Origin of the sequence: Microbacterium barkeri (assembly GCF_027921765.1) — a bacterium.
Classification (GTDB): Bacteria; Actinomycetota; Actinomycetes; order Actinomycetales; family Microbacteriaceae; genus Microbacterium; species Microbacterium barkeri.
Genome location: NZ_BSEJ01000001.1, coordinates 292,765 through 310,906, shown reverse-complemented (window position 1 = coordinate 310,906; position 18,142 = coordinate 292,765). Strand labels below are relative to the sequence as shown.

Annotated in this window: 17 protein-coding genes and 1 tRNA gene; 14 read left to right on the top strand and 4 right to left on the bottom strand. The window is 71.1% G+C overall.

The genetic code is table 11. From position 1 onward, the window contains the following. Positions 1-3: 3 nt before the first annotated feature. Genes PKE79_RS01570 through era form a run of 4 tightly spaced genes read left to right on the top strand, consistent with a single transcriptional unit; the run spans position 4 to position 3,893 of the window. Positions 4-1,092, top strand: a complete 1,089-nt coding sequence (locus tag PKE79_RS01570) for a PhoH family protein (protein WP_271172182.1) — start codon at positions 4-6, stop codon at positions 1,090-1,092. After that, positions 1,089-1,556 (top strand): rRNA maturation RNase YbeY, encoded by a 468-nt coding sequence (gene ybeY / locus PKE79_RS01565; RefSeq protein WP_271171902.1) that lies wholly within the window; start codon positions 1,089-1,091, stop codon positions 1,554-1,556. The genes PKE79_RS01570 and ybeY overlap by 4 nt, the downstream gene beginning before the upstream one ends. After that, a complete protein-coding gene (locus PKE79_RS01560) occupies positions 1,553-2,989 on the top strand; it encodes a hemolysin family protein (protein WP_271171901.1) in 1,437 nt (478 codons plus the stop codon). Before ybeY ends, PKE79_RS01560 begins: the two co-directional genes overlap by 4 nt. Further along, a complete protein-coding gene (gene era, locus PKE79_RS01555) occupies positions 2,982-3,893 on the top strand; it encodes a GTPase Era (RefSeq protein ID WP_271171900.1) in 912 nt (303 codons plus the stop codon). Before PKE79_RS01560 ends, era begins: the two co-directional genes overlap by 8 nt. An 8-nt stretch (positions 3,894-3,901) precedes the next feature. Here the strand turns inward: era and PKE79_RS01550 are convergent, their stop codons facing one another. Continuing rightward, a complete protein-coding gene (locus tag PKE79_RS01550; RefSeq protein ID WP_271171899.1) occupies positions 3,902-4,540 on the bottom strand; it encodes a response regulator in 639 nt (212 codons plus the stop codon). Beyond that, positions 4,537-5,736: a sensor histidine kinase gene (locus PKE79_RS01545; RefSeq protein ID WP_271171898.1), complete on the bottom strand. Its 1,200-nt coding sequence runs from the start codon at positions 5,734-5,736 to the stop codon at positions 4,537-4,539. Before PKE79_RS01545 ends, PKE79_RS01550 begins: the two co-directional genes overlap by 4 nt. A gap of 117 nt (positions 5,737-5,853) precedes the next feature. Here PKE79_RS01545 and PKE79_RS01540 point away from each other — a divergent pair, with 117 nt between their 5' ends. Further along, positions 5,854-6,591: a GAP family protein gene (locus PKE79_RS01540; RefSeq protein WP_271171897.1), complete on the top strand. Its 738-nt coding sequence runs from the start codon at positions 5,854-5,856 to the stop codon at positions 6,589-6,591. A 225-nt stretch (positions 6,592-6,816) separates the two neighbouring features. Further along, on the top strand, positions 6,817-8,571 hold the full coding sequence (leuA, locus tag PKE79_RS01535; protein WP_271171896.1) for a 2-isopropylmalate synthase: 1,755 nt from the start codon (positions 6,817-6,819) through the stop codon (positions 8,569-8,571). Positions 8,572-8,630: 59 nt separating this feature from the next. On the opposite strand, the gene PKE79_RS01530 is transcribed toward leuA, so the two are convergent. Continuing rightward, the gene (locus PKE79_RS01530; protein ID WP_271171895.1) at positions 8,631-9,401 is read right to left on the bottom strand and encodes a trimeric intracellular cation channel family protein; all 771 of its coding nucleotides are present in this window, start codon (positions 9,399-9,401) and stop codon (positions 8,631-8,633) included. Between the two features lie 36 nt (positions 9,402-9,437). On the opposite strand from PKE79_RS01530, the gene recO reads away from it, so the two are divergent. Genes recO through PKE79_RS01515 form a run of 3 tightly spaced genes read left to right on the top strand, consistent with a single transcriptional unit; the run spans position 9,438 to position 11,704 of the window. Further along, on the top strand, positions 9,438-10,166 hold the full coding sequence (recO, locus tag PKE79_RS01525) for a DNA repair protein RecO (RefSeq protein ID WP_271171894.1): 729 nt from the start codon (positions 9,438-9,440) through the stop codon (positions 10,164-10,166). 19 nt (positions 10,167-10,185) lie between these two features. After that, the gene (locus PKE79_RS01520; protein WP_271171893.1) at positions 10,186-10,986 is read left to right on the top strand and encodes an isoprenyl transferase; all 801 of its coding nucleotides are present in this window, start codon (positions 10,186-10,188) and stop codon (positions 10,984-10,986) included. A 37-nt stretch (positions 10,987-11,023) separates the two neighbouring features. Next, on the top strand, positions 11,024-11,704 hold the full coding sequence (locus PKE79_RS01515; protein ID WP_271171892.1) for a DsbA family oxidoreductase: 681 nt from the start codon (positions 11,024-11,026) through the stop codon (positions 11,702-11,704). Here the strand turns inward: PKE79_RS01515 and PKE79_RS01510 are convergent, their stop codons facing one another. Next, on the bottom strand, positions 11,705-12,202 hold the full coding sequence (locus tag PKE79_RS01510) for a glutathione peroxidase (RefSeq protein ID WP_271171891.1): 498 nt from the start codon (positions 12,200-12,202) through the stop codon (positions 11,705-11,707). It lies immediately after the preceding gene. Between the two features lie 66 nt (positions 12,203-12,268). Between PKE79_RS01510 and dusB the strand changes: the two genes are divergently transcribed. From dusB to PKE79_RS01485, 5 genes are all read left to right on the top strand, one after another. Further along, positions 12,269-13,594 carry a tRNA dihydrouridine synthase DusB gene (dusB, locus tag PKE79_RS01505; protein ID WP_271171890.1) on the top strand — a complete coding sequence of 442 codons (1,326 nt, stop codon included), beginning with the start codon at positions 12,269-12,271 and terminating at the stop codon, positions 13,592-13,594. After that, the gene (locus tag PKE79_RS01500) at positions 13,584-14,960 is read left to right on the top strand and encodes a deoxyguanosinetriphosphate triphosphohydrolase (protein WP_271171889.1); all 1,377 of its coding nucleotides are present in this window, start codon (positions 13,584-13,586) and stop codon (positions 14,958-14,960) included. The genes dusB and PKE79_RS01500 overlap by 11 nt, the downstream gene beginning before the upstream one ends. Next, complete coding sequence (gene dnaG / locus PKE79_RS01495; protein WP_271171888.1) at positions 14,960-16,825, top strand: DNA primase; 1,866 nt, start codon at positions 14,960-14,962, stop codon at positions 16,823-16,825. Before PKE79_RS01500 ends, dnaG begins: the two co-directional genes overlap by 1 nt. Before the next feature lie 21 nt (positions 16,826-16,846). Further along, positions 16,847-17,629, top strand: coding sequence for an ATP-binding cassette domain-containing protein (locus tag PKE79_RS01490; RefSeq protein WP_271171887.1), 783 nt, complete (start codon positions 16,847-16,849; stop codon positions 17,627-17,629). An 86-nt stretch (positions 17,630-17,715) separates the two neighbouring features. Next, a tRNA-Asn gene (locus PKE79_RS01485) sits at positions 17,716-17,788 on the top strand. The last annotated feature ends 354 nt before the right edge of the window (positions 17,789-18,142 follow it).

The following is an 18,142-nucleotide window of genomic DNA, read 5'->3' as shown; positions in this document are numbered from 1 at the left end:
CCCATGGGCGCCGCCCAGCCGGACGACGACGTCGTCACCCAGACCATCCACGCCGACGGCGTCGCGATGGTGCAGCTCCTCGGACCGCAGGACCGCCTCCTGCGCATGGTCGAGCGCGAGCACCCCGCCGTCGACGTCCTCGTGCGCGGCAACGAGATCACCCTGCGCGGGTCGGCCTCCGCCGTGCGCGCCGCGCGCGCCCTCGTCGACGAGCTGCTGCAGCTCACGCGCGAGGGGCACGACCTCGGCCCCGCCGACATCGCGACGTCGAACCGCATCCTCGAGCAGGGTGGGCCGCGCCCGAGCGAGGTGCTCGGCGAGGCGATCCTGTCGACCCGCGGCAAGGTCATCCGCCCGAAGACCCTCGGCCAGAAGAAGTACGTCGACGCGATCGACGAGAACACGATCGTCTTCGGCATCGGCCCTGCGGGCACGGGGAAGACCTACCTCGCGATGGCGAAGGCCGTGCAGGCCCTGCAGCGCCGCGAGGTGAACCGCATCATCCTCACGCGCCCCGCGGTCGAGGCAGGGGAGCGGCTCGGCTTCCTGCCGGGAACGCTGACCGACAAGATCGATCCGTACCTCCGGCCGCTGTACGACGCGCTCAACGAGATGATGGACCCCGAGCTCGTGCCGAAGCTCATGGCGAGCGGGACGATCGAGGTCGCGCCGCTCGCGTACATGCGCGGGCGCACGCTCAACGACTCGTTCGTCGTCCTCGACGAGGCCCAGAACACGACGCCCGAGCAGATGAAGATGTTCCTCACGCGCCTCGGGTTCGGCACCCGGATGGTCGTCACGGGCGACATCACGCAGGTCGACCTGCCGGGTGGGACGTCGGGACTGCGGCTCGTCACGCGCATCCTCGACGGCGTCGACGACATCCACTTCGCACGGCTCTCGAGCGATGACGTCGTGCGCCACACGCTCGTGGGCCGCATCGTCGACGCCTACAGCGAGTACGACGAGAAGCGCGCCGCGCACCGAGCAGAGCTGGACGAGGCGCGCGAGTTCGCGAACCGCGCCGAGCGGCGCGGTGCGTCGCGCACGGGCGGTCCGCGCGACCGCAAGCCGAAGCGGGGGATCCGATGATCGACATCAACAACGAGTCCGCCATCGCGGTCGACGAGAGCGTCCTGCTGCGTCTGACGCAGCACAACCTCGCGCAGCTGCACGTCAGCCCCGACGCCGAGGTCGCGATCGTCCTCGTCGACGAGGGCGCTATGGAGGCGCTGCACGTGCAATGGATGGACGAGCCCGGCCCGACCGACGTCCTGAGCTTCCCGATGGACGAGCTGCGACCGGGCACCGACGACATGCCGACGCCCGCGGGACTCCTGGGCGACATCGTGCTGTGCCCGCAGGTCGCGGAAGGCCAGGCCGAGAAGGCCGGCCACTCGCTCATGGACGAGCTCATCCTGCTCACGACCCACGGGCTGCTCCACCTGCTCGGGTACGACCACGCCGAGCCGGAGGAGCACCGCGTCATGTTCGGGCTCCAGGATCGGCTCATCGCGAGCTTCGCCGCCGAGGAACGCAGACGCCCGCGCACATGATCGAGACGCTGCTGCTGATCGGGGCCGTCGTGCTCGTCGCGGTCGGGGGCCTCATGTCCGCACTGGACGCCGCGCTGTCGGTCAGCTCGCGGGCCGACCTCGTCGACCTCGCGACCGAGGGCCGCAACGCGCGGTCGCTCGCCCACATCGCCGACGATCCCGACAGCCACGCGAACGCGATCGGCTTCCTGAGGGTGCTCGCGGAGACCGGCGCCGCCGTGTTCGCGACGGTCGCGTTCATCCTGCTGTTCGACAGCGTCTGGTGGGCCGTGCTCGCGACGGTCGTCGTCATGACGGGCTTCTCGTTCGTCGCGGTCGCCTCGAGTCCGCGCTCCGCGGGGCGCCGGCATGCGGAGGCGCTGCTGTCCTGGTTCGCACCGCTCGTGCGTGGTGTGCGCATCGTGCTCGGGCCCCTCGTGAAGGCGCTCGTCGTGGTCGGCAACGCGATCACGCCGGGCGGCGGCCGGCGCAGCTTCGAGTCGGAGGACCAGCTGCTGAGCATGGTCGACGAAGCCGCGTCGAACGACCTCATCGAGGCCGACGATCGCGACCTCATCCACTCGGTGTTCGACTTCACCGACCAGGTCGTGCGCGTCGTCATGGTGCCGCGCACCGAGATGGTCACGGTCGAGGCCGACGCCACCGCACGCGAGGCCATGACGATCTTCCTCCAGCGCGGCATGTCGCGCCTGCCGGTGGTCGACGGGGAGATCGACGACGTCGTCGGGGTCCTGTATCTGAAGGACCTCGTCCTGCATGCGTTCCGCGAGGGCGCCGCGTGGCACGAGGGCACGACCGCCCGGGCCCTCGCGCGGCCTGCCGTGTTCGTCCCGGAGCAGATGCGCGCCGAGACGCTCCTGCAGCAGATGAAGCGCGACGCCGTGCACGTCTGCATCGTCGTCGACGAGTACGGCGGCGTCGCAGGCCTCGTGACCCTCGAGGACCTCATCGAGGAGCTCGTCGGCGACATCTCGGACGAGTACGACCAGCCGTCGAAGGAGATCGTCGATCTCCCGGATGGCACCTTCCGGGTGAGCGCGAGCCTCGGGCTCGACGAGGTGGGGGAGCTGTTCGGCATCGAGCTCGAGGACGATGACGTCGACTCGATCGGCGGGCTCCTCGGCAAGCACATCGGCCGCGTGCCGCAGCCGGGCGACATGGCCGAGGTCGAGGGCCTCATCCTCACCGGCGGCACCTCGCGCGGCCGCGGACGGGGGATCGCGACCGTGTTCGTCGACCGGAGCTCTGCTCTGCGCGCCGTCGACGAGGTGCGCGGCCGTCACCCGCGCACGGGCGAGCTCGCGCTGCCGGTGACGGTGGAGGTGCCGACCGTGCGCGAGCCGGCGAAGAAGAGCGGCGGCCGGAAGTCCGCGGCGAAGAGGAACGGCGGCCGCTCGGACGACGCCGCGAGGAAGGACGAACCCCATGACTGATTCCCCGGAGCACACGAGCCGGAGCGGGTTCGTGACCTTCGTCGGCCGGCCGAACGTGGGCAAGTCGACGCTCATGAACGCGCTCGTCGGCGAGAAGGTCGCGATCACGAGCGAGAAGCCGCAGACCACGCGCCGTGCCATCCGCGGCATCCTGAACCGCCCCGGCGGTCAGCTCATCGTGGTCGACACGCCGGGCATCCACCGCCCGCGCACGCTCCTCGGCCAGCGTCTGAACGACCTCGTCGAATCGGTGCTCGGCGACGTCGACGTCATCGCCTTCTGCGTGCCCGCGCAGGAGAAGGTCGGACCGGGCGACCGCCGGATCGCCGAATCGCTCGACGGCTATCCTCGCGCGAAGAAGGTCGCCATCGTCACGAAGACCGACGCGTCGTCGCACGAGCAGATCATGGAGCGCCTCCTCGAGGTCGACGCCCTCCGCGAGGACTGGGCCGCGGTCATCCCGCTGTCGTCGATCACCGGAGAGCGCCTCGACGTGCTGACGGATGAGCTGCTCGCCCTCATGCCCGAGGGCCCTGCGCTCTATCCCGACGGCGTCGTCACCGACGAGTCGACCGAGGACCGCGTCGCCGAGATCATCCGCGAGGCCGCGCTCGAGGGCGTGCGCGACGAGCTGCCGCATTCGATCGCCGTCACGATCTCGGACATCGCGCCGCGGGAGGACAATCCCGAGCTGACCGACGTCTGGGCCGACCTCGTGGTCGAGCGAGACAGTCAGAAGGCCATCATCATCGGCCGGAAGGGCACGCGCCTCAAGGAGGTGGGCTCGCGGGCGCGAGCGCAGCTCGAGCCGCTGCTCGGCACGCGGGTGTTCCTCTCGCTTCACGTGCGCGTCGCGAAGGAGTGGCAGCGCGACCCCAAGCAGCTGAGGCGCCTCGGCTTCTGAGGCGATCGCTACGCGAGCCCGGCGTCGCGCGCGATCACGGCCGCGGCCATCCGGCTCGCGACGCCCAGCTTTGCGAGCACGTGCGAGACATGGCTCTTGACGGTCGTCTCCGATACGTGGAGCTCGCGCGCGATCTCGGCGTTGGACCGGCCGGCGCCGAGCCCGACGAGCACCTCGCGCTCGCGCGGCGTGAGCAGGTCGAGCGCTGCGGGAGGCTCTGGCCGCTCCGGTGCGCGTCCGACGCTCCGGATGACCCGCAGCGTCACCTCGGGCGCGAGGACGCCCTCGCCGGCCGCCACGCGGCGGACGCCCGCGATGATCTCGTCCGCCTCCGCGGTCTTCAGAAGGTAGCCGGAGGCGCCTGCCGCGAGGGCGCCGTCGACGTAGGCGTCCACCGCGAACGTCGTGAGCACGAGCACGGGGAACCCGCGTGCGGTCAGGGCGGCGGTCGCCTCGATGCCGTCGACGCGCGGCATCCGCACGTCCATCAGCACGACGTCGGGCTCGAGCGCCGCAGCCTGCCGGATGGCCACCTGACCGTCGGCGGCCTCGCCGACGACCTCGATGTCGGAGGCGGCGGACAGGACGGCCGCGATGCCGGCGCGCACCGCTGCATGATCGTCGGCGACGAGGACGCGGATGGTCATGCGGGCGCCCCCGTCGTCCCGGCTGTCGTCGACAGCGGCGCCTCCACCCGCACCCGCCAGCGCGCGTCGACGGGGCCGGCCGAGCCGCGCGCGCCGATCGCCGACCAGCGCCTCTCCATCAGGTCGAGCCCGAGTCCGCGAGCAACCGTCGACGGCGCGCCGACGAGAGGGTTGTCGATCTCCAGCACGGCGACGGACCCGTCTGCGTGCAGCGACGCGTCGACGGCAGCGCCCGGCGCATGGCGAGCGGCGTTGACGATCGCCTCTCGCCCGATCTGCGCGAGCGCGGCCGAGACGTCGGGCGCGAGCGGCGGGCGGTCGGAGGCGACGCGGAGCGCGACGCCGAAGGCGTCGGCGGTGCGCTGAAGGGCGCTCACGGGGTCGTCGGCGGGCGGCAGCGCCGGTTCCTCGCGATCGGCGGCGAGCAGGGAGATCAGCGCACGGAGCTCGGCGAGCGCCTCGCGGCTCGCGGTGCGCACCGCGTCGACGGATGCCCCGGTGCGCGCGTCGAGGCCTCCCCGCGCGCCGAGCGCGCTCGTCTGGAGCGAGATCGCGCTGAGGCGCGCGGCGATCTCGTCATGCAGCGCGGCCGCGAGTCGGGCGCGCTCGGCGCGCACGGCCGCGGTCCGGTCGAGCTCGGCGGCGTGGGCGACGGCGTCGGCGCGCTCGCGGTCGAGGCGGACCAGCGCGTCGCGCTGGCGCACCGATGTGCCCCACGCGATCGGGAGGCCGAGCAGCGCGCCGTAGGTGAGGATGACCGCGACGAGGCCCTCGATCGGCGCGGCGATCGCCAGCGCGGCGAGGACGGCGACGGCGATCGCGAGGACGACGCGCATGCGACGCGCATCGAGCAGGAGCGCGGCCGCGTAGAGCGCGTCGAACATGGCGACGGTCGGCACGAAGGCGATCGAGCCCGACACGAGGTGCACGCTGACGACGAGGATCGCGCCCGCCGTGGCGACAGAGACCGTCGGCAGACGCCGCTTGAGCAGGAGCGGGACGAGGCACGCGACGGCGAGCACCCACGGCATCCAGGGCTGGCCGAGCGGGCGGCCGCCGTCGCCGTCGGGAACGACGCCCGCCCAGGAGGCGACGGCGCCGAGCAGGAGGACGATGCCCGCGTTCGCGAGGTCGCCCGCCGTCGAGCGGTAGCGGACGAAGGGGAGGACCCACTCGTCGAAGGGAGCGCGCGCCATGCTCCCATCCCAGCATCGATCCGGCTGCTCGCCCTCCTCCGAAAGACGGAGACGGCGGCGCGGAGACCGCCACCTTCGGCCGATGCGCGCCTGCGGGCATCACGCGACGCTGTCGACATGGACATCACGACGATCGGCACCCTCGCGCTGCTCGCCCTCGCCGACTCGACGAGCTTCGGCACGCTGCTCATCCCCCTCTGGCTGCTGCTCGCGAGCTCGCGGCCCCGCCCCTCGCGCATGCTCGCCTATCTCGCGACGGTGGCGGGGTTCTACCTGGCGATGGGCGTCCTGCTGTCGATCGGGGCCCGCCTCCTCCTCGACGGGATCCGGGACTGGCTTGCGTCGGACGGCGGCGCGATCGCGATGCTCGTCGTGGGCGGCGTGCTGCTCGCCGGCGCGATCCTCACCGGGACGAGGAAGGACGCCGGTCCGTCGCCGCGCCTGCTCGCCTGGCGCGAGCGCGCCGTCGGAGCGGAGAACGGGCCCATCCGCCCGCTCATCCTGCTCGCTCTCGCCGCGACGGCGATCGAGATCGCCACCCTGCTGCCGTACCTCATGGCGATCGGGATCATGGACGCCGCCCGGCTGCCGCCCGCCGCGCACCTCGGCCTGCTCGCCGCCTACTGCCTCGTCATGGTGGCCCCCGCGCTCGCGCTCCTCGTGCTGCGCATGGTCGCGCATGCCGCGGTGGAGCCGCTCCTGCGTCGCGTGAACGCCTGGCTCACCCGGCAGGCAGGCGAGATGACCGCCTGGATCATCGGGATCATCGGCTTCCTCCTCGTGCGCGCGGGCACGAGCCACTTCGGGGGCGTGGGCGACGTATTCGAGCGCCTACCCGACATCGTCGCGGGCTGAGTGAAGCAGCCTGCTCTGCAAGCCGCGTCGCCGTAGATCAGAGTGCTCAAGCAAGAGGGGAAACTCGCGGCTCCGACTGTGCACTCTGCGTGTTACGGTAGATGCATGCGCTGTGGCGGTCTGCTTCTTCTTAGCTGCCGCGACGAGATCTCGATCTAGGGCCCCTCGTCGCGGAGCTTTCTGTCGGCCCGATCTCGTCTGCAGAACCCGGAAGAAGCATCGATCATGAAGAACAACCAGAAGCCCAGCGCCATGCCGATCCACCGCTATCGGCCGTTCCACGAGCAGATCGCCGTGGACCTCCCGGACCGCACGTGGCCGGGCAAGCGCATCGAGAAGGCGCCCCGGTGGTGCGCCGTCGACCTGCGCGACGGGAATCAGGCGCTCATCGATCCCATGAGCCCCGAGCGCAAGCGCGTGATGTTCGATCTCCTCGTCAAGATGGGATACAAGGAGATCGAGGTCGGCTTCCCGTCGGCCAGCCAGACCGACTTCGACTTCGTGCGCCAGCTCATCGAAGAGGATCTCATCCCCGAGGATGTGACGATCCAGGTCCTCACGCAGGCGCGCGAGCACCTCATCGCCCGCACCTACGAGGCGATCAAGGGCGCGAAGCAGGCGATCGTGCACCTCTACAACTCGACGAGCGTGCTCCAGCGCGAGGTCGTGTTCCGCACCGACAAGCAGGGCATCATCGACATCGCCCTGGCCGGCTCGCGCTGGTGCAAGCAGTACGAGGAGACCGTTCCCGAGACGACGGTCTACTACGAGTACTCGCCCGAGTCGTACACCGGCACCGAGCTCGAGTTCGCCGTCGAGATCTGCAACGAGGTCATGAAGGTGCTCGTGCCGACGCCCGAGCGCAAGATCATCCTCAACCTGCCGGCGACGGTCGAGATGACGACGCCGAACGTGTACGCGGACTCGATCGAGTGGATGAGCCGTCACCTCGACAACCGCGAGAACGTGATCCTGTCGCTGCACCCGCACAACGACCGCGGGACGGCCGTCGCCGCGGCCGAGCTGGGGTACCTGGCGGGCGCCGACCGCATCGAGGGCTGCCTGTTCGGCAACGGCGAGCGCACGGGCAACGTCGACCTCGTCGCACTGGGCATCAACATGTTCACGCAGGGGATCGACCCGCAGATCGACTTCAGCGACATCGACCAGGTCAAGCGCACGGTCGAGTACTGCAACCAGCTGCCGGTTCCCGAGCGCAGCCCGTGGGCCGGCGACCTCGTGTTCACCGCGTTCAGCGGATCGCACCAGGATGCGATCAAGAAGGGCTTCGAGGCCATGGACGCGCAGGCGAAGGCCCAGGGCGTCTCGGTCGACGAGATCGAGTGGGCCGTCCCGTATCTGCCGGTGGACCCGAAGGACCTGGGGCGCTCCTACGAGGCCGTCATCCGCGTCAACTCGCAGTCCGGCAAGGGCGGCGTCGCGTACCTCCTGAAGGCCGACCACGCGCTCGACCTGCCGCGCAAGCTGCAGATCGAGTTCTCCGGCGTCGTCCAGGCGAAGACCGATCAGGAGGGCGGCGAGGTCACGAGCGACCAGATCTGGGCGATCTTCCAGGACGAGTACCTGCCGTCGCCCGTCGACGAGCAGCGCTGGGGCCGGTTCGAGCTGCTCGGAACCCGCTCGAACCGCGACGCGTCGGGTGAGGGCACGCTCTCGGTGACGCTCCGCGACGGCGATGCGACGGTCGAGGCGTCTGCCGCGGGCAACGGACCCATCGCCGCGTTCCTCGAGATCGTGCGCGAGCAGGGCATCGACGTCACGCTCTACGACTACGTCGAGCACGCGATGAGCGCCTCGGCCGACGCGCAGGCGGCCGCCTACGTCGAGCTGCAGGTCGACGGCGAGCGCCTGTGGGGCGTCGGCATCGACGGCGACATCTCGACGGCATCGCTCAAGGCGATCATCTCGGCCGTCAACCGGTCGATCCGCGCCCGCGAGGGCGAGCTCGTCGGCGCCTGATCCGGCGACATCGGAGCGGGTCGGGTCCTCCGGGCCCGACCCGCTCCGCATGTGCGGGATCAGTCGTCCTCGCGCGGCCTCGTGATGTCGTCGGGCAGGATGATCGCGCCGGTGTGCCCGAGATCGGCCGCCGCGGGGATGTCGCCGGCGGAGATGACAGGGATCTCGCGCGTCTCGAGCGCGACCCGGCGGCGGTTGAGGCGCCGCTGCTCCGGCAGCGAGAGGTCGAACACCACCGCGAGGACGCGGATGATCGTCGTGAGCACGATGCCGAGGATCGCGGCGGCGACGATCGGCAGGCCGAGCGCATACGAGACCGCGAGTGCGGCGTTGCCGACGACCGCGGCGACCGCGTAGAGCGACCCGACGTGCATGATCGCGACCGGGAGTCCCATCGCGATGTCGCGGATCACGCTGCCGCCGACCGCGGCGCACGCGCCGATGAAGATCGCGGGGATGAGCGGGATGCCGTTCGCGATCGCCTTCGCCGTGCCGAACGCGCCGAACATCCCGATCACGACCGCGTCGAGCATGACGATCACCTTGTTCAGGCGGTCGAAGATGCCCGCGAGCAGCATGCCGACGAGCGAGGCGCCCACGGCGGTCACGAGGTACCAGTTGTTCTGGAGGGTCGCGGGGGCGAGCCCGAGCAGGATGTCGCGGATGATCCCTCCGCCCATCCCGATCATCGTGCCGATGATCGCGACGCCGAGGAGGTCCAGTCGCGCGCGCCCGCGGAAGCCCGACGCGAACAGCGCGCCCTGGATGCCGCCGAGGCCGACGGCGAGGAGGTCGGCCCAGAGCGGGATGACGAAGAGCGGCTCGGTCACGCGTCCATCCTCGCGCACAGGCTCGATAATCGAACGGTGCCCACCTATCGAGACGAAGCCGTCGTGCTCCGCACCCACAAGCTGGGCGAGGCCGACCGCATCGTCACGCTGCTGACGAAGCAGCACGGGCGGGTGCGCGCCGTCGCGAAGGGCGTGCGCCGCACCTCGTCGAAGTTCGGTGCGCGCCTCGAGCCGTTCATGGTGGTCGACGCGCAGTTCTACATCGGCCGCAGCCTCGACATCGTGCAGCAGGCCGACTCGCTGGGCGCCTACGGTGCCGACATCGTCGCCGACTACGAGCGCTACACGGCCGCGAGCGCCATGGTCGAGGCGGCCGACCGCGTGAACGAGGCGGAGTCGACGCCGCAGCAGTTCTTCCTGCTCGTGGGCGCGCTGCGCTCGCTGTCGCGCGGCGAGCACGCTCCGAACGCGATCATGGACTCGTACCTGCTGCGCACGATGGCGCTCTCCGGATGGGCCCCCTCGTTCGAGGACTGCGCGCGCTGCGGCGCGGCGGGGCCGCACGACCGGTTCGTCGCGCAGCTGGGCGGCGTCGTGTGCGAGGCATGCGCGCCGGCCGGCAGCCCCCGCGTGAGCCGGGGCACCCTGAGCCTCCTCGCGGCGCTTCTCGAGGGCGACTGGGAGCGCGTGGACGCCACGCCCGCGGGCGAGCTGTCCGCGGCCTCCGGCCTCGTCGCGGCGTACGCGCAGTTCCACCTCGAGCGCGCCATCCGCTCGTTCAGCCACGTCGAGAAGCACCGTTGACGACCCCGCGAGAGAGCACATGAGCCCCAAGCCCTACACCCACCCCGACGCCGAGCCGTACAAGCCCCTCGACTGGACGGGGCTCCAGCCGCCGGCGTTCGCCGGTCCGGTGCCACACCATGTCGCGATCGTCATGGACGGCAACGGCCGCTGGGCGAACCGGCAGGGCCTGCCGCGCGTCGAGGGTCACCGACAGGGGATCGAGCAGCTGCTCGACGTCGTCGCGGGCGCGGTGCAGGCGGGGGTGAAGCACCTGTCGGTCTACGCGTTCTCCACCGAGAACTGGAAGCGCTCGCCCGAGGAGGTGCGCTTCCTCATGAACTTCAGCCGGATCGTGCTGCACCGCTACCGCGACCAGCTCAACGAGTGGGGTGTGCGCATCCGCTGGGCCGGGCGCAAGCCGCGACTGTGGGGCTCCGTCATCAAGGATCTGCAGGAAGCCGAGAAGCTCACGGCCTCCAACCGCACGATGACGTTCACGATGTGCGTGAACTACGGCGGCCGGTACGAGATCGTCGACGCCGTGCGCGAGCTCGCGGAGGAGGTCAGGGCCGGGCGGCTCAAGCCGTCGGCGATCTCGGAGAAGTCGATCGCGAAGCGGCTCTACGTGCCCGACATGCCGGACGTCGACCTCTTCGTCCGCTCGAGCGGAGAGCAGCGCACGTCGAACTTCATGCTCTGGGAGGCCGCGTACGCCGAGATGGTCTTCCTCGACCGCCTCTGGCCGGACTTCACGCGCGAGGACCTGTGGGAGGCCATCCGCATCTTCCACAGTCGCGACCGGCGGTACGGCGGGGCGGTCGACGCGCCGAAGGCGTGAGGGGAATGCCGAGGCGTCGCGGCCCGTTGCATCCGGTGTGACGGATGCGATCAAGATCGACGTGTGGAGCGACATCGCCTGCCCCTGGTGCTACATCGGCAAGCGGAACCTGGAGACCGGGCTCGCGGAGGTGGCCGGCGACGACGACGCGCCGCGCGTCGAGGTGACGTTCCACTCGTTCGAGCTCGCGCCCGACACCCCCGTGGACTTCGACGGCTCCGAGCTCGACTTCCTCGTCGGCCACAAGGGCATGGCGCGAGAGCAGGTCGAGCAGATGCTCCAGCGCGTGACGGATGTCGCGGCGGGGGCGGGGCTCGCGTACCGGTTCGACATCCTCCAGCACACGAACACGGTCAAGGCGCACGAGCTCATCCACCACGCGAAGGCGAACGGACGGCAGCTCGAGGTGACCGAGCGCCTCATGCAGGCCTACTTCACCGAGGGGCGCCACGTCGGGCGCATCGACGACCTCGTCGACATCGCGGCGGAGGCGGGGCTCGATCCGGATGGCGCGCGCGAGGCCCTCGAGTCGGGTCGCCACCTGCCCGACGTCCGTCGGGACCAGGAGCAGGCCCGCGCATACGGCATCAACGGCGTGCCGTTCTTCGTGATCGACGGGAAGTACGGCGTGAGCGGCGCTCAGCCGCCGCAGGCGTTCGCGCAGGTCGCACGCCAGGTGTGGGCCGAGCGCCGTGCGGCGGGAGAGCCCGCCGCCTGATCAGCGGGGGAGCGCGGCCTCGATCGCCTCGACGATCTCGGGCGCGTCCGGCTTGACCGGCGGCCGGAACCGGCGCACCTCTCCCGAGGGGAGCACGAGGAACTTCTCGAAGTTCCAGGCGACCGGCCCGGCCAGGCCCACGCCGTCGCGGGTCTTCTTGAGCGCCCTGTAGAGCGCAGCGGCATGCGCGCCGTTGACGTTCACCTTCTCGTGGATCGGGAAGCTGACGCCCCACGTCGTGGCGCAGTAGTCGAGGATCTCCTCGAGCGACCCCGGCTCCTGGCCGAGGAACTGATTGCACGGGAAGCCGAGCACCGTCAGGCCCCGGTCGCCGTAGGTCCGCTGGAGCGCCTCGAGCTGCTCGTACTGCGGCGTGAGGCCGCACTTCGACGCGACGTTGACGACGAGCAGGACACCGTCGCCGTAGTCGGCGAGCGTCTTCTCGACGCCGTCCGCGTCGCGGAACGGGATACGGCGGAGATCATCGGGGGCGGTCATGGCCCCAGCCTAAGACGGCTGTGCACACTCGGCTCCGCCTCGGCTGGGGTCTGGAAGAATCGAGGGGTGACCACCGTCCTCACCCCTGCGCGCACGCTGCGGATCGGCCCGCTCGACATCGGCGTGCCCGTCGTGCTCGCCCCCATGGCCGGCATCACCAACACGGCGTTCCGCCGGCTGTGCCGCGAGTACGGCGGCGGCCTCTACGTCAGCGAGATGATCACGTCGCGCGCGCTCGTCGAGCGCAACGCCGCGACGATGCGCCTCATCCGGCACCACGAGTCCGAGAAGCCGCGCTCGATCCAGCTGTACGGCGTCGACCCCCAGACGATCGCGGCCGCCGCGCGGATCATCGCCGAGGAGGACAGGGCCGACCACATCGACCTGAACTTCGGCTGCCCGGTGCCCAAGGTCACGCGCAAGGGCGGCGGGTCCGCTCTGCCCTGGAAGCTCGGCCTTTTCCGCGACATCGTCGAGCAGGCGGTCGAGGCCGCCGGCCACATCCCGCTCACGGTGAAGATGCGCAAGGGCATCGACGCCGATCACCTCACGTATCTCGATGCGGGCCGCATCGCGGAGGACGCGGGCGCCGCCGCCGTGGCGCTGCACGCGCGGACGGCGTCGGAGTTCTACTCGGGCCACGCCGACTGGTCGGCGATCGCGAAGCTCAAGGAGGCCGTGACGAGCATCCCCGTGCTCGGCAACGGCGACATCTGGTCGGCCGACGACGCCGTGCGGATGATGGACGAGACCGGGTGCGACGGGGTCGTCGTCGGGCGAGGGTGCCTCGGGCGTCCGTGGCTGTTCGGCGACCTCGCGCGCGCGTTCGGGGCGCGAGGATACTCGGCGAACGGAGCGAGCGGCCCCCGGTCGTTGAGCGAGCGCAGCGAGGCGAAGCACTCGGCGAGCGGAGCGAGCGGCCTCCGGTCGTTGAGCGAGCGCAGCGAGGCGAAGCACTCGGCGAGCGGAGCGAGCGGCCTCCGGTCGTTGAGCGAGCGCAGCGAGGCGAAACGCGAGGTCGACGCGACCCTCGGGTTCGTTGCGCAGGCCTTCCGCCGCCACGCGGAGCTGCTCGTCGAGTTCTTCGACGACGAGGATCGCGGATGCCGCGACATCCGCAAGCACGTCGCCTGGTACTTCAAGGGATACCCCGTGGGCGGCGACCTGCGTGCGCGACTGGCGACGGCGTCGAGTCTCGCCGAGATCGACGACCTGCTCGCCGAGCTCGACCACGACGCACCGTATCCGGGCGAGGCCGCGGAGGGCCAGCGCGGTCGCGCGGGCACGCCCAAGCGCCCCGTGCTGCCCGAGGGCTGGCTCGACTCGCGCGAGCTGGGCGAGGCCGCGAGCTGCGAGCTGCGCGAAGCGGAGCTGGACACCAGTGGCGGCTGAGGGCACGGGCGCCGCGCCCCGCCCCGCCGGCTACACCGACGCCGATGCCGAGCGCTTCCACCGCGAGACGCATCGCTCGCAGCGCGATGACTTCGCGCGCGACCGTGCGCGCGTGCTGCACTCCGCTGCGCTGCGGCAGCTCGCCGCGAAGACGCAGGTGCTGAGTCCCGCGAGTCCCGCGGACTTCGCGCGCAACCGCCTCACCCACTCGCTCGAGGTCGCGCAGGTCGGGCGCGAGCTCGGCACCGCGCTCGGGCTCGCGGAGGACGTCGTGGACGCGGCGTGCCTCAGCCACGACCTGGGCCATCCGCCCTTCGGGCACAACGGCGAGAAGGCGCTCAACGAATGGGCGTCCGAGATCGGCGGGTTCGAGGGCAACGCGCAGAGCCTGCGCATCCTCACCCGGCTCGAGTCGAAGGTGCTCGACGACGAGCGCTCCTACGGGCTCAACCTGACCCGCGCGACGCTCGACGCCGCCTGCAAGTACCCGTGGACGGTCGCCGACCCCGTGGCCGATCCGGGCGGGCGCCTGAAGTTCGGCGTGTACCCCGAGGACGAGGACGTGTTCCGCTGGCTGCGCGAGGGCGCCCCGGCCAAGGAGCGCTGCATCGAGGCGGAGGTGATGGACCTCTCCGACGACATCGCGTACTCCGTGCACGACTTCGAGGACGCGGTGGTGAACGGGTACCTCGATCTCGCCCACGTCAGCGATCCGGTCGCGCACCATCCGCTCATCGGCCAGGTGCAGCAATGGGTCGGATACGACTACCCGCGCGACGAGCTCGCCGACGCCCTCTACCGCCTCACGCGCATCCCGATGTGGATGCGCGCCTTCGATCGCTCACGGCGCGACCTGGCCCGCCTGAAGAACCTCACGAGCGATCTCATCGGCCGGTTCGCCCGCGCCGCGGTGGACGCGACGCGTGCGGCCTACCCCGCGGCGTCGCTCACGCGATACGGCGGCCACGTCGTCGTCCCGCGCGAGATCGAGGTCGAGATCGCCGTGCTCAAGGGCCTCATGGGCGCGACGATCGTGACGATCGACGAGCGCCGGCACATCTACGCCGAGCAGCGGCGCGTGCTCAAGCGCATCGCAGACGCCCTGGTCTCGACGGACGCGCTGTGGTCGACCGGCGCCGACGCCCTCGAGCCGGCGTTCGCGGCCGACTTCCTCGCCGCCGACAGCGACGCCGCGCGCACCCGCGTGGTCGTGGACCAGGTCGCCTCCCTCACCGACCAGACCGCCGTCGCGTGGCACAACCGGCTCGTGGGCGAGGTCGACCCCGCCGAGGTCGGCATCTGGGCCCCTCGTCACGCGCGCCGCGGGGCGCCCTCGAAGGCCGCACGCGCGTCGCAGGTGGCCTGATGCCGCGCATCCGGCAGGCCGACGTCGACGAGGTCAAGGCCCGGACGAACATCGCCGACATCATCGGGGAGCGGGTCGCGCTGAAGTCCGCGGGCGTGGGGTCGCTCAAGGGGCTCTGCCCCTTCCACGACGAGAAGAGCCCGAGCTTCCACGTGCGCCCTCAGGTGGGCTTCTACCACTGCTTCGGCTGCGGCGAGTCGGGCGACGTCTACACCTTCCTGCGCGAGATGGACCACGTCTCGTTCACGGAGGCCGTGGAGAAGCTGGCCGCGCGCATCGGCTACACGCTGCACTACGAGGACGGCGGGCCCGCGCCCGAGACGAGCGGCCGCGCACGCCTGTTCGCCGCGAACGCCGCCGCTGCGGAGTTCTTCCGCGCGCAGCTCATGTCGCCCGAAGCGGATGCCGCGCGCCGCTTCCTGGGGGAGCGCGGGTTCGATGCGGGCGCGGCGGCGCACTTCGGTGTCGGATACGCCCCCAAGGGCTGGGACCACATGCTCGACGCGCTCACGGCGAAGGGCTTCACGCGCGAGGAGCTGACGACGGCGGGGCTCGTCTCCACGAATCAGCGCGGAGGCGTCTACGACCGGTTCCGCGGGCGCGTGATCTGGCCCATCCGGGATGTGACCGGCCAGACCGTCGGGTTCGGCGCGCGCAAGCTCTACGACGACGACCAGGGCCCGAAGTACCTCAACACCCCCGAGACGCCCATCTACAAGAAGTCGCAGGTGCTCTACGGCCTGGACCTCGCGAAGCGCGACATCTCGCGCGGCGACCCTCGGCGGGTCGTGGTCGTCGAGGGCTACACCGACGTCATGGCGTGCCACCTCGCGGGCGTCACGACCGCGATCGCAACGTGCGGCACGGCCTTCGGGGCCGAGCACGTCACGGTGCTGCGCCGCGTCTTGGGCGACTCCTCTGCCTCGGGCGAGGTGGTGTTCACCTTCGACGGAGACGCCGCAGGCCAGAAGGCCGCCATCCGCGCCTTCACCGACGCGAAGAGCTTCAGCGCGCAGACCTTCGTCGCGGTCGCCCCCGACGGACTCGATCCGTGCGACCTGCGCCTGCAGCGAGGCGACGGTGCGGTGCGCAGTCTCGTCGACCACAAGGTCCCGATGTTCGAGTTCGTGATCGACCGCGCCGTCTCGCGGTTCGACCTCGGGACGGTGGAGGGCCGTGTCGGCGCCCTGCGCGCCGCGGCGCCCATCGTGGCCGAGATCCGCGACCGGCTTCTGCGCCCCGGCTACGAGCGCGTCCTCGCCCGGCGACTGGGCATGGATCCGACCGACGTCCACGGGGAGGTCGAGCGCGCCGCACGGCAGACGTCGGGCGACGCGCAGCGCCGCCCGGAGCCGGCCCGGACAGAGGTGCCCGAAGGTGACGCCGTGCCCGTGGTGCGCGTGTCGCTCGCGACGCTGCCGCGGGGCACCGACACGGCCATCGAGCGCGACGCGCTCACGGGCATCCTCCAGTACGGGCACCGCGTCGAGCCGAATCTCCTGCATCGCGCGCTCTCGCTGCCGTTCCGCACGCCGGCTCTCGAGGCGGTGCGGGTGGCGGTCGAGGCCGTCGACCGCACGAAGATCGGATGGTCGGTCGCCGCGGTCGAGATGGTGCGGGAGCCCTACCGCTCGCTCGCGGCCGAGCTCATCACGCGCGACTTCCCGGCGCTCAACGAGGAGCGCGCCGTGCTCTCGGTGAACGATCTGTGCCGTCGCATCGTCCTGCGGGCGATCGATGCCGAGAAGAACGAGCTGCTCGGAGCGGTGCAGCGGGTGGCTCCCGAGTCCGAGGAGGGCCGCGCCGTGCGCGTGCGGCTGCGCGATCTCGACATCGAGCGGCGCCAGCTGCTCGACGAGTTCTAGACGGCAAGGCAGGATGGAACAATGCGCGTGCCCGACGACACCGAGAACGCCGTCCGCTGCGTCGACCTGAGCGTGTCCCGCTCGGGCCGCGGCCAGGCCATCCGCGCCGTGGACGGCGTGACCGCGACGCTTCCCGTCGGCGGGACGCTGTGCGTCTCCGGCCCGACCGGATCGGGCAAGTCGAGCCTGGCGTCCGTCCTCGCCGGGACGCGCGACCGCTCGATCGCCGTGTCGGGAGGCGACGCGTTCGTCACGGGCATCTCGGTGCGTCGCCCCGGTCGCGCGCACCGCGTGCTGACGTATCGCACGGGCTACGTGCCGCAGGGCGGGGGAGCCGCCCTGCCGTCGCGCCTGACCGTCTCCGAGGTCATCACGGAGCCGATCACGTCACGAGACCGGCGCGTGAATCAGCGGGCCCTCGCGGTGCGCGTGGCTGCGCTGCTCGACGAGATGCACCTGCCGCTCGGCGCGGCCTCGAAGTTCCCGTACGAGCTGAGCGCCGGCATGCGCCAGCGCGTCGCGTTCGCGCGCGCGCTCATCCTCGATCCGCGGGTGCTCATCGCCGACGAGCCACTCGCCAACATCGGGCTCGAGGTGCGGCACGTCATCTTCGACGCGATCATCCGCCGTCAGCAGGAGTGGGGGATGGCCGCGCTGCTCGTGACGAACGATGCGGACCTCGCGCGCGAGCTCGACGCCGATCGCCTCATCCTGCGCTCGGGGCACGTGGTGGCCGCCGGCGACGCCGAGCATCTGGACTGGACGCCGGGCATGAAGAGCACCGAGACGCTGCTCATCGCGTGACGACACGCCCGCGTGCACGGCTCGGTTTCCGTGTGCGCTCGCGCGTTTGCTAAGCTAGGGGAGTTGCCCCGCGGGGCGGCGAGTGATCCTCGGTAGCTCAATTGGCAGAGCAGCCGGCTGTTAACCGGCAGGTTCTTGGTTCGAGTCCAAGCCGGGGAGCTGAGAAGGGCCCGTCCATCGGACGGGCCCTTTCCCTTTGCCCTCGGCGCTTCAGCGTGTCACCCGCATCCCGGGGGAATCGGCGTCGCGGAGGCTTGCTCCCCCCACGCATTGTTCGAGGCTTGCTCCCCGCACATTGTTCCCGGTAACATCCAGGCAGGCGCCGACGCGGTCGTGTGCACCTCGAGGAGGAGGGTGCAGAAGTGCCATCGACGAAAACGATATCGATCCGTCGCGAGGGTCACCACGGCGCCTGAACCGCTTGCGGGATCTCCGGATCCCGCTGCCTTCGTGCGCCTTCTCGGGCCATGCGCGAGGCACGACCCCCGTGACATCCACCATGGACAAAGGAGT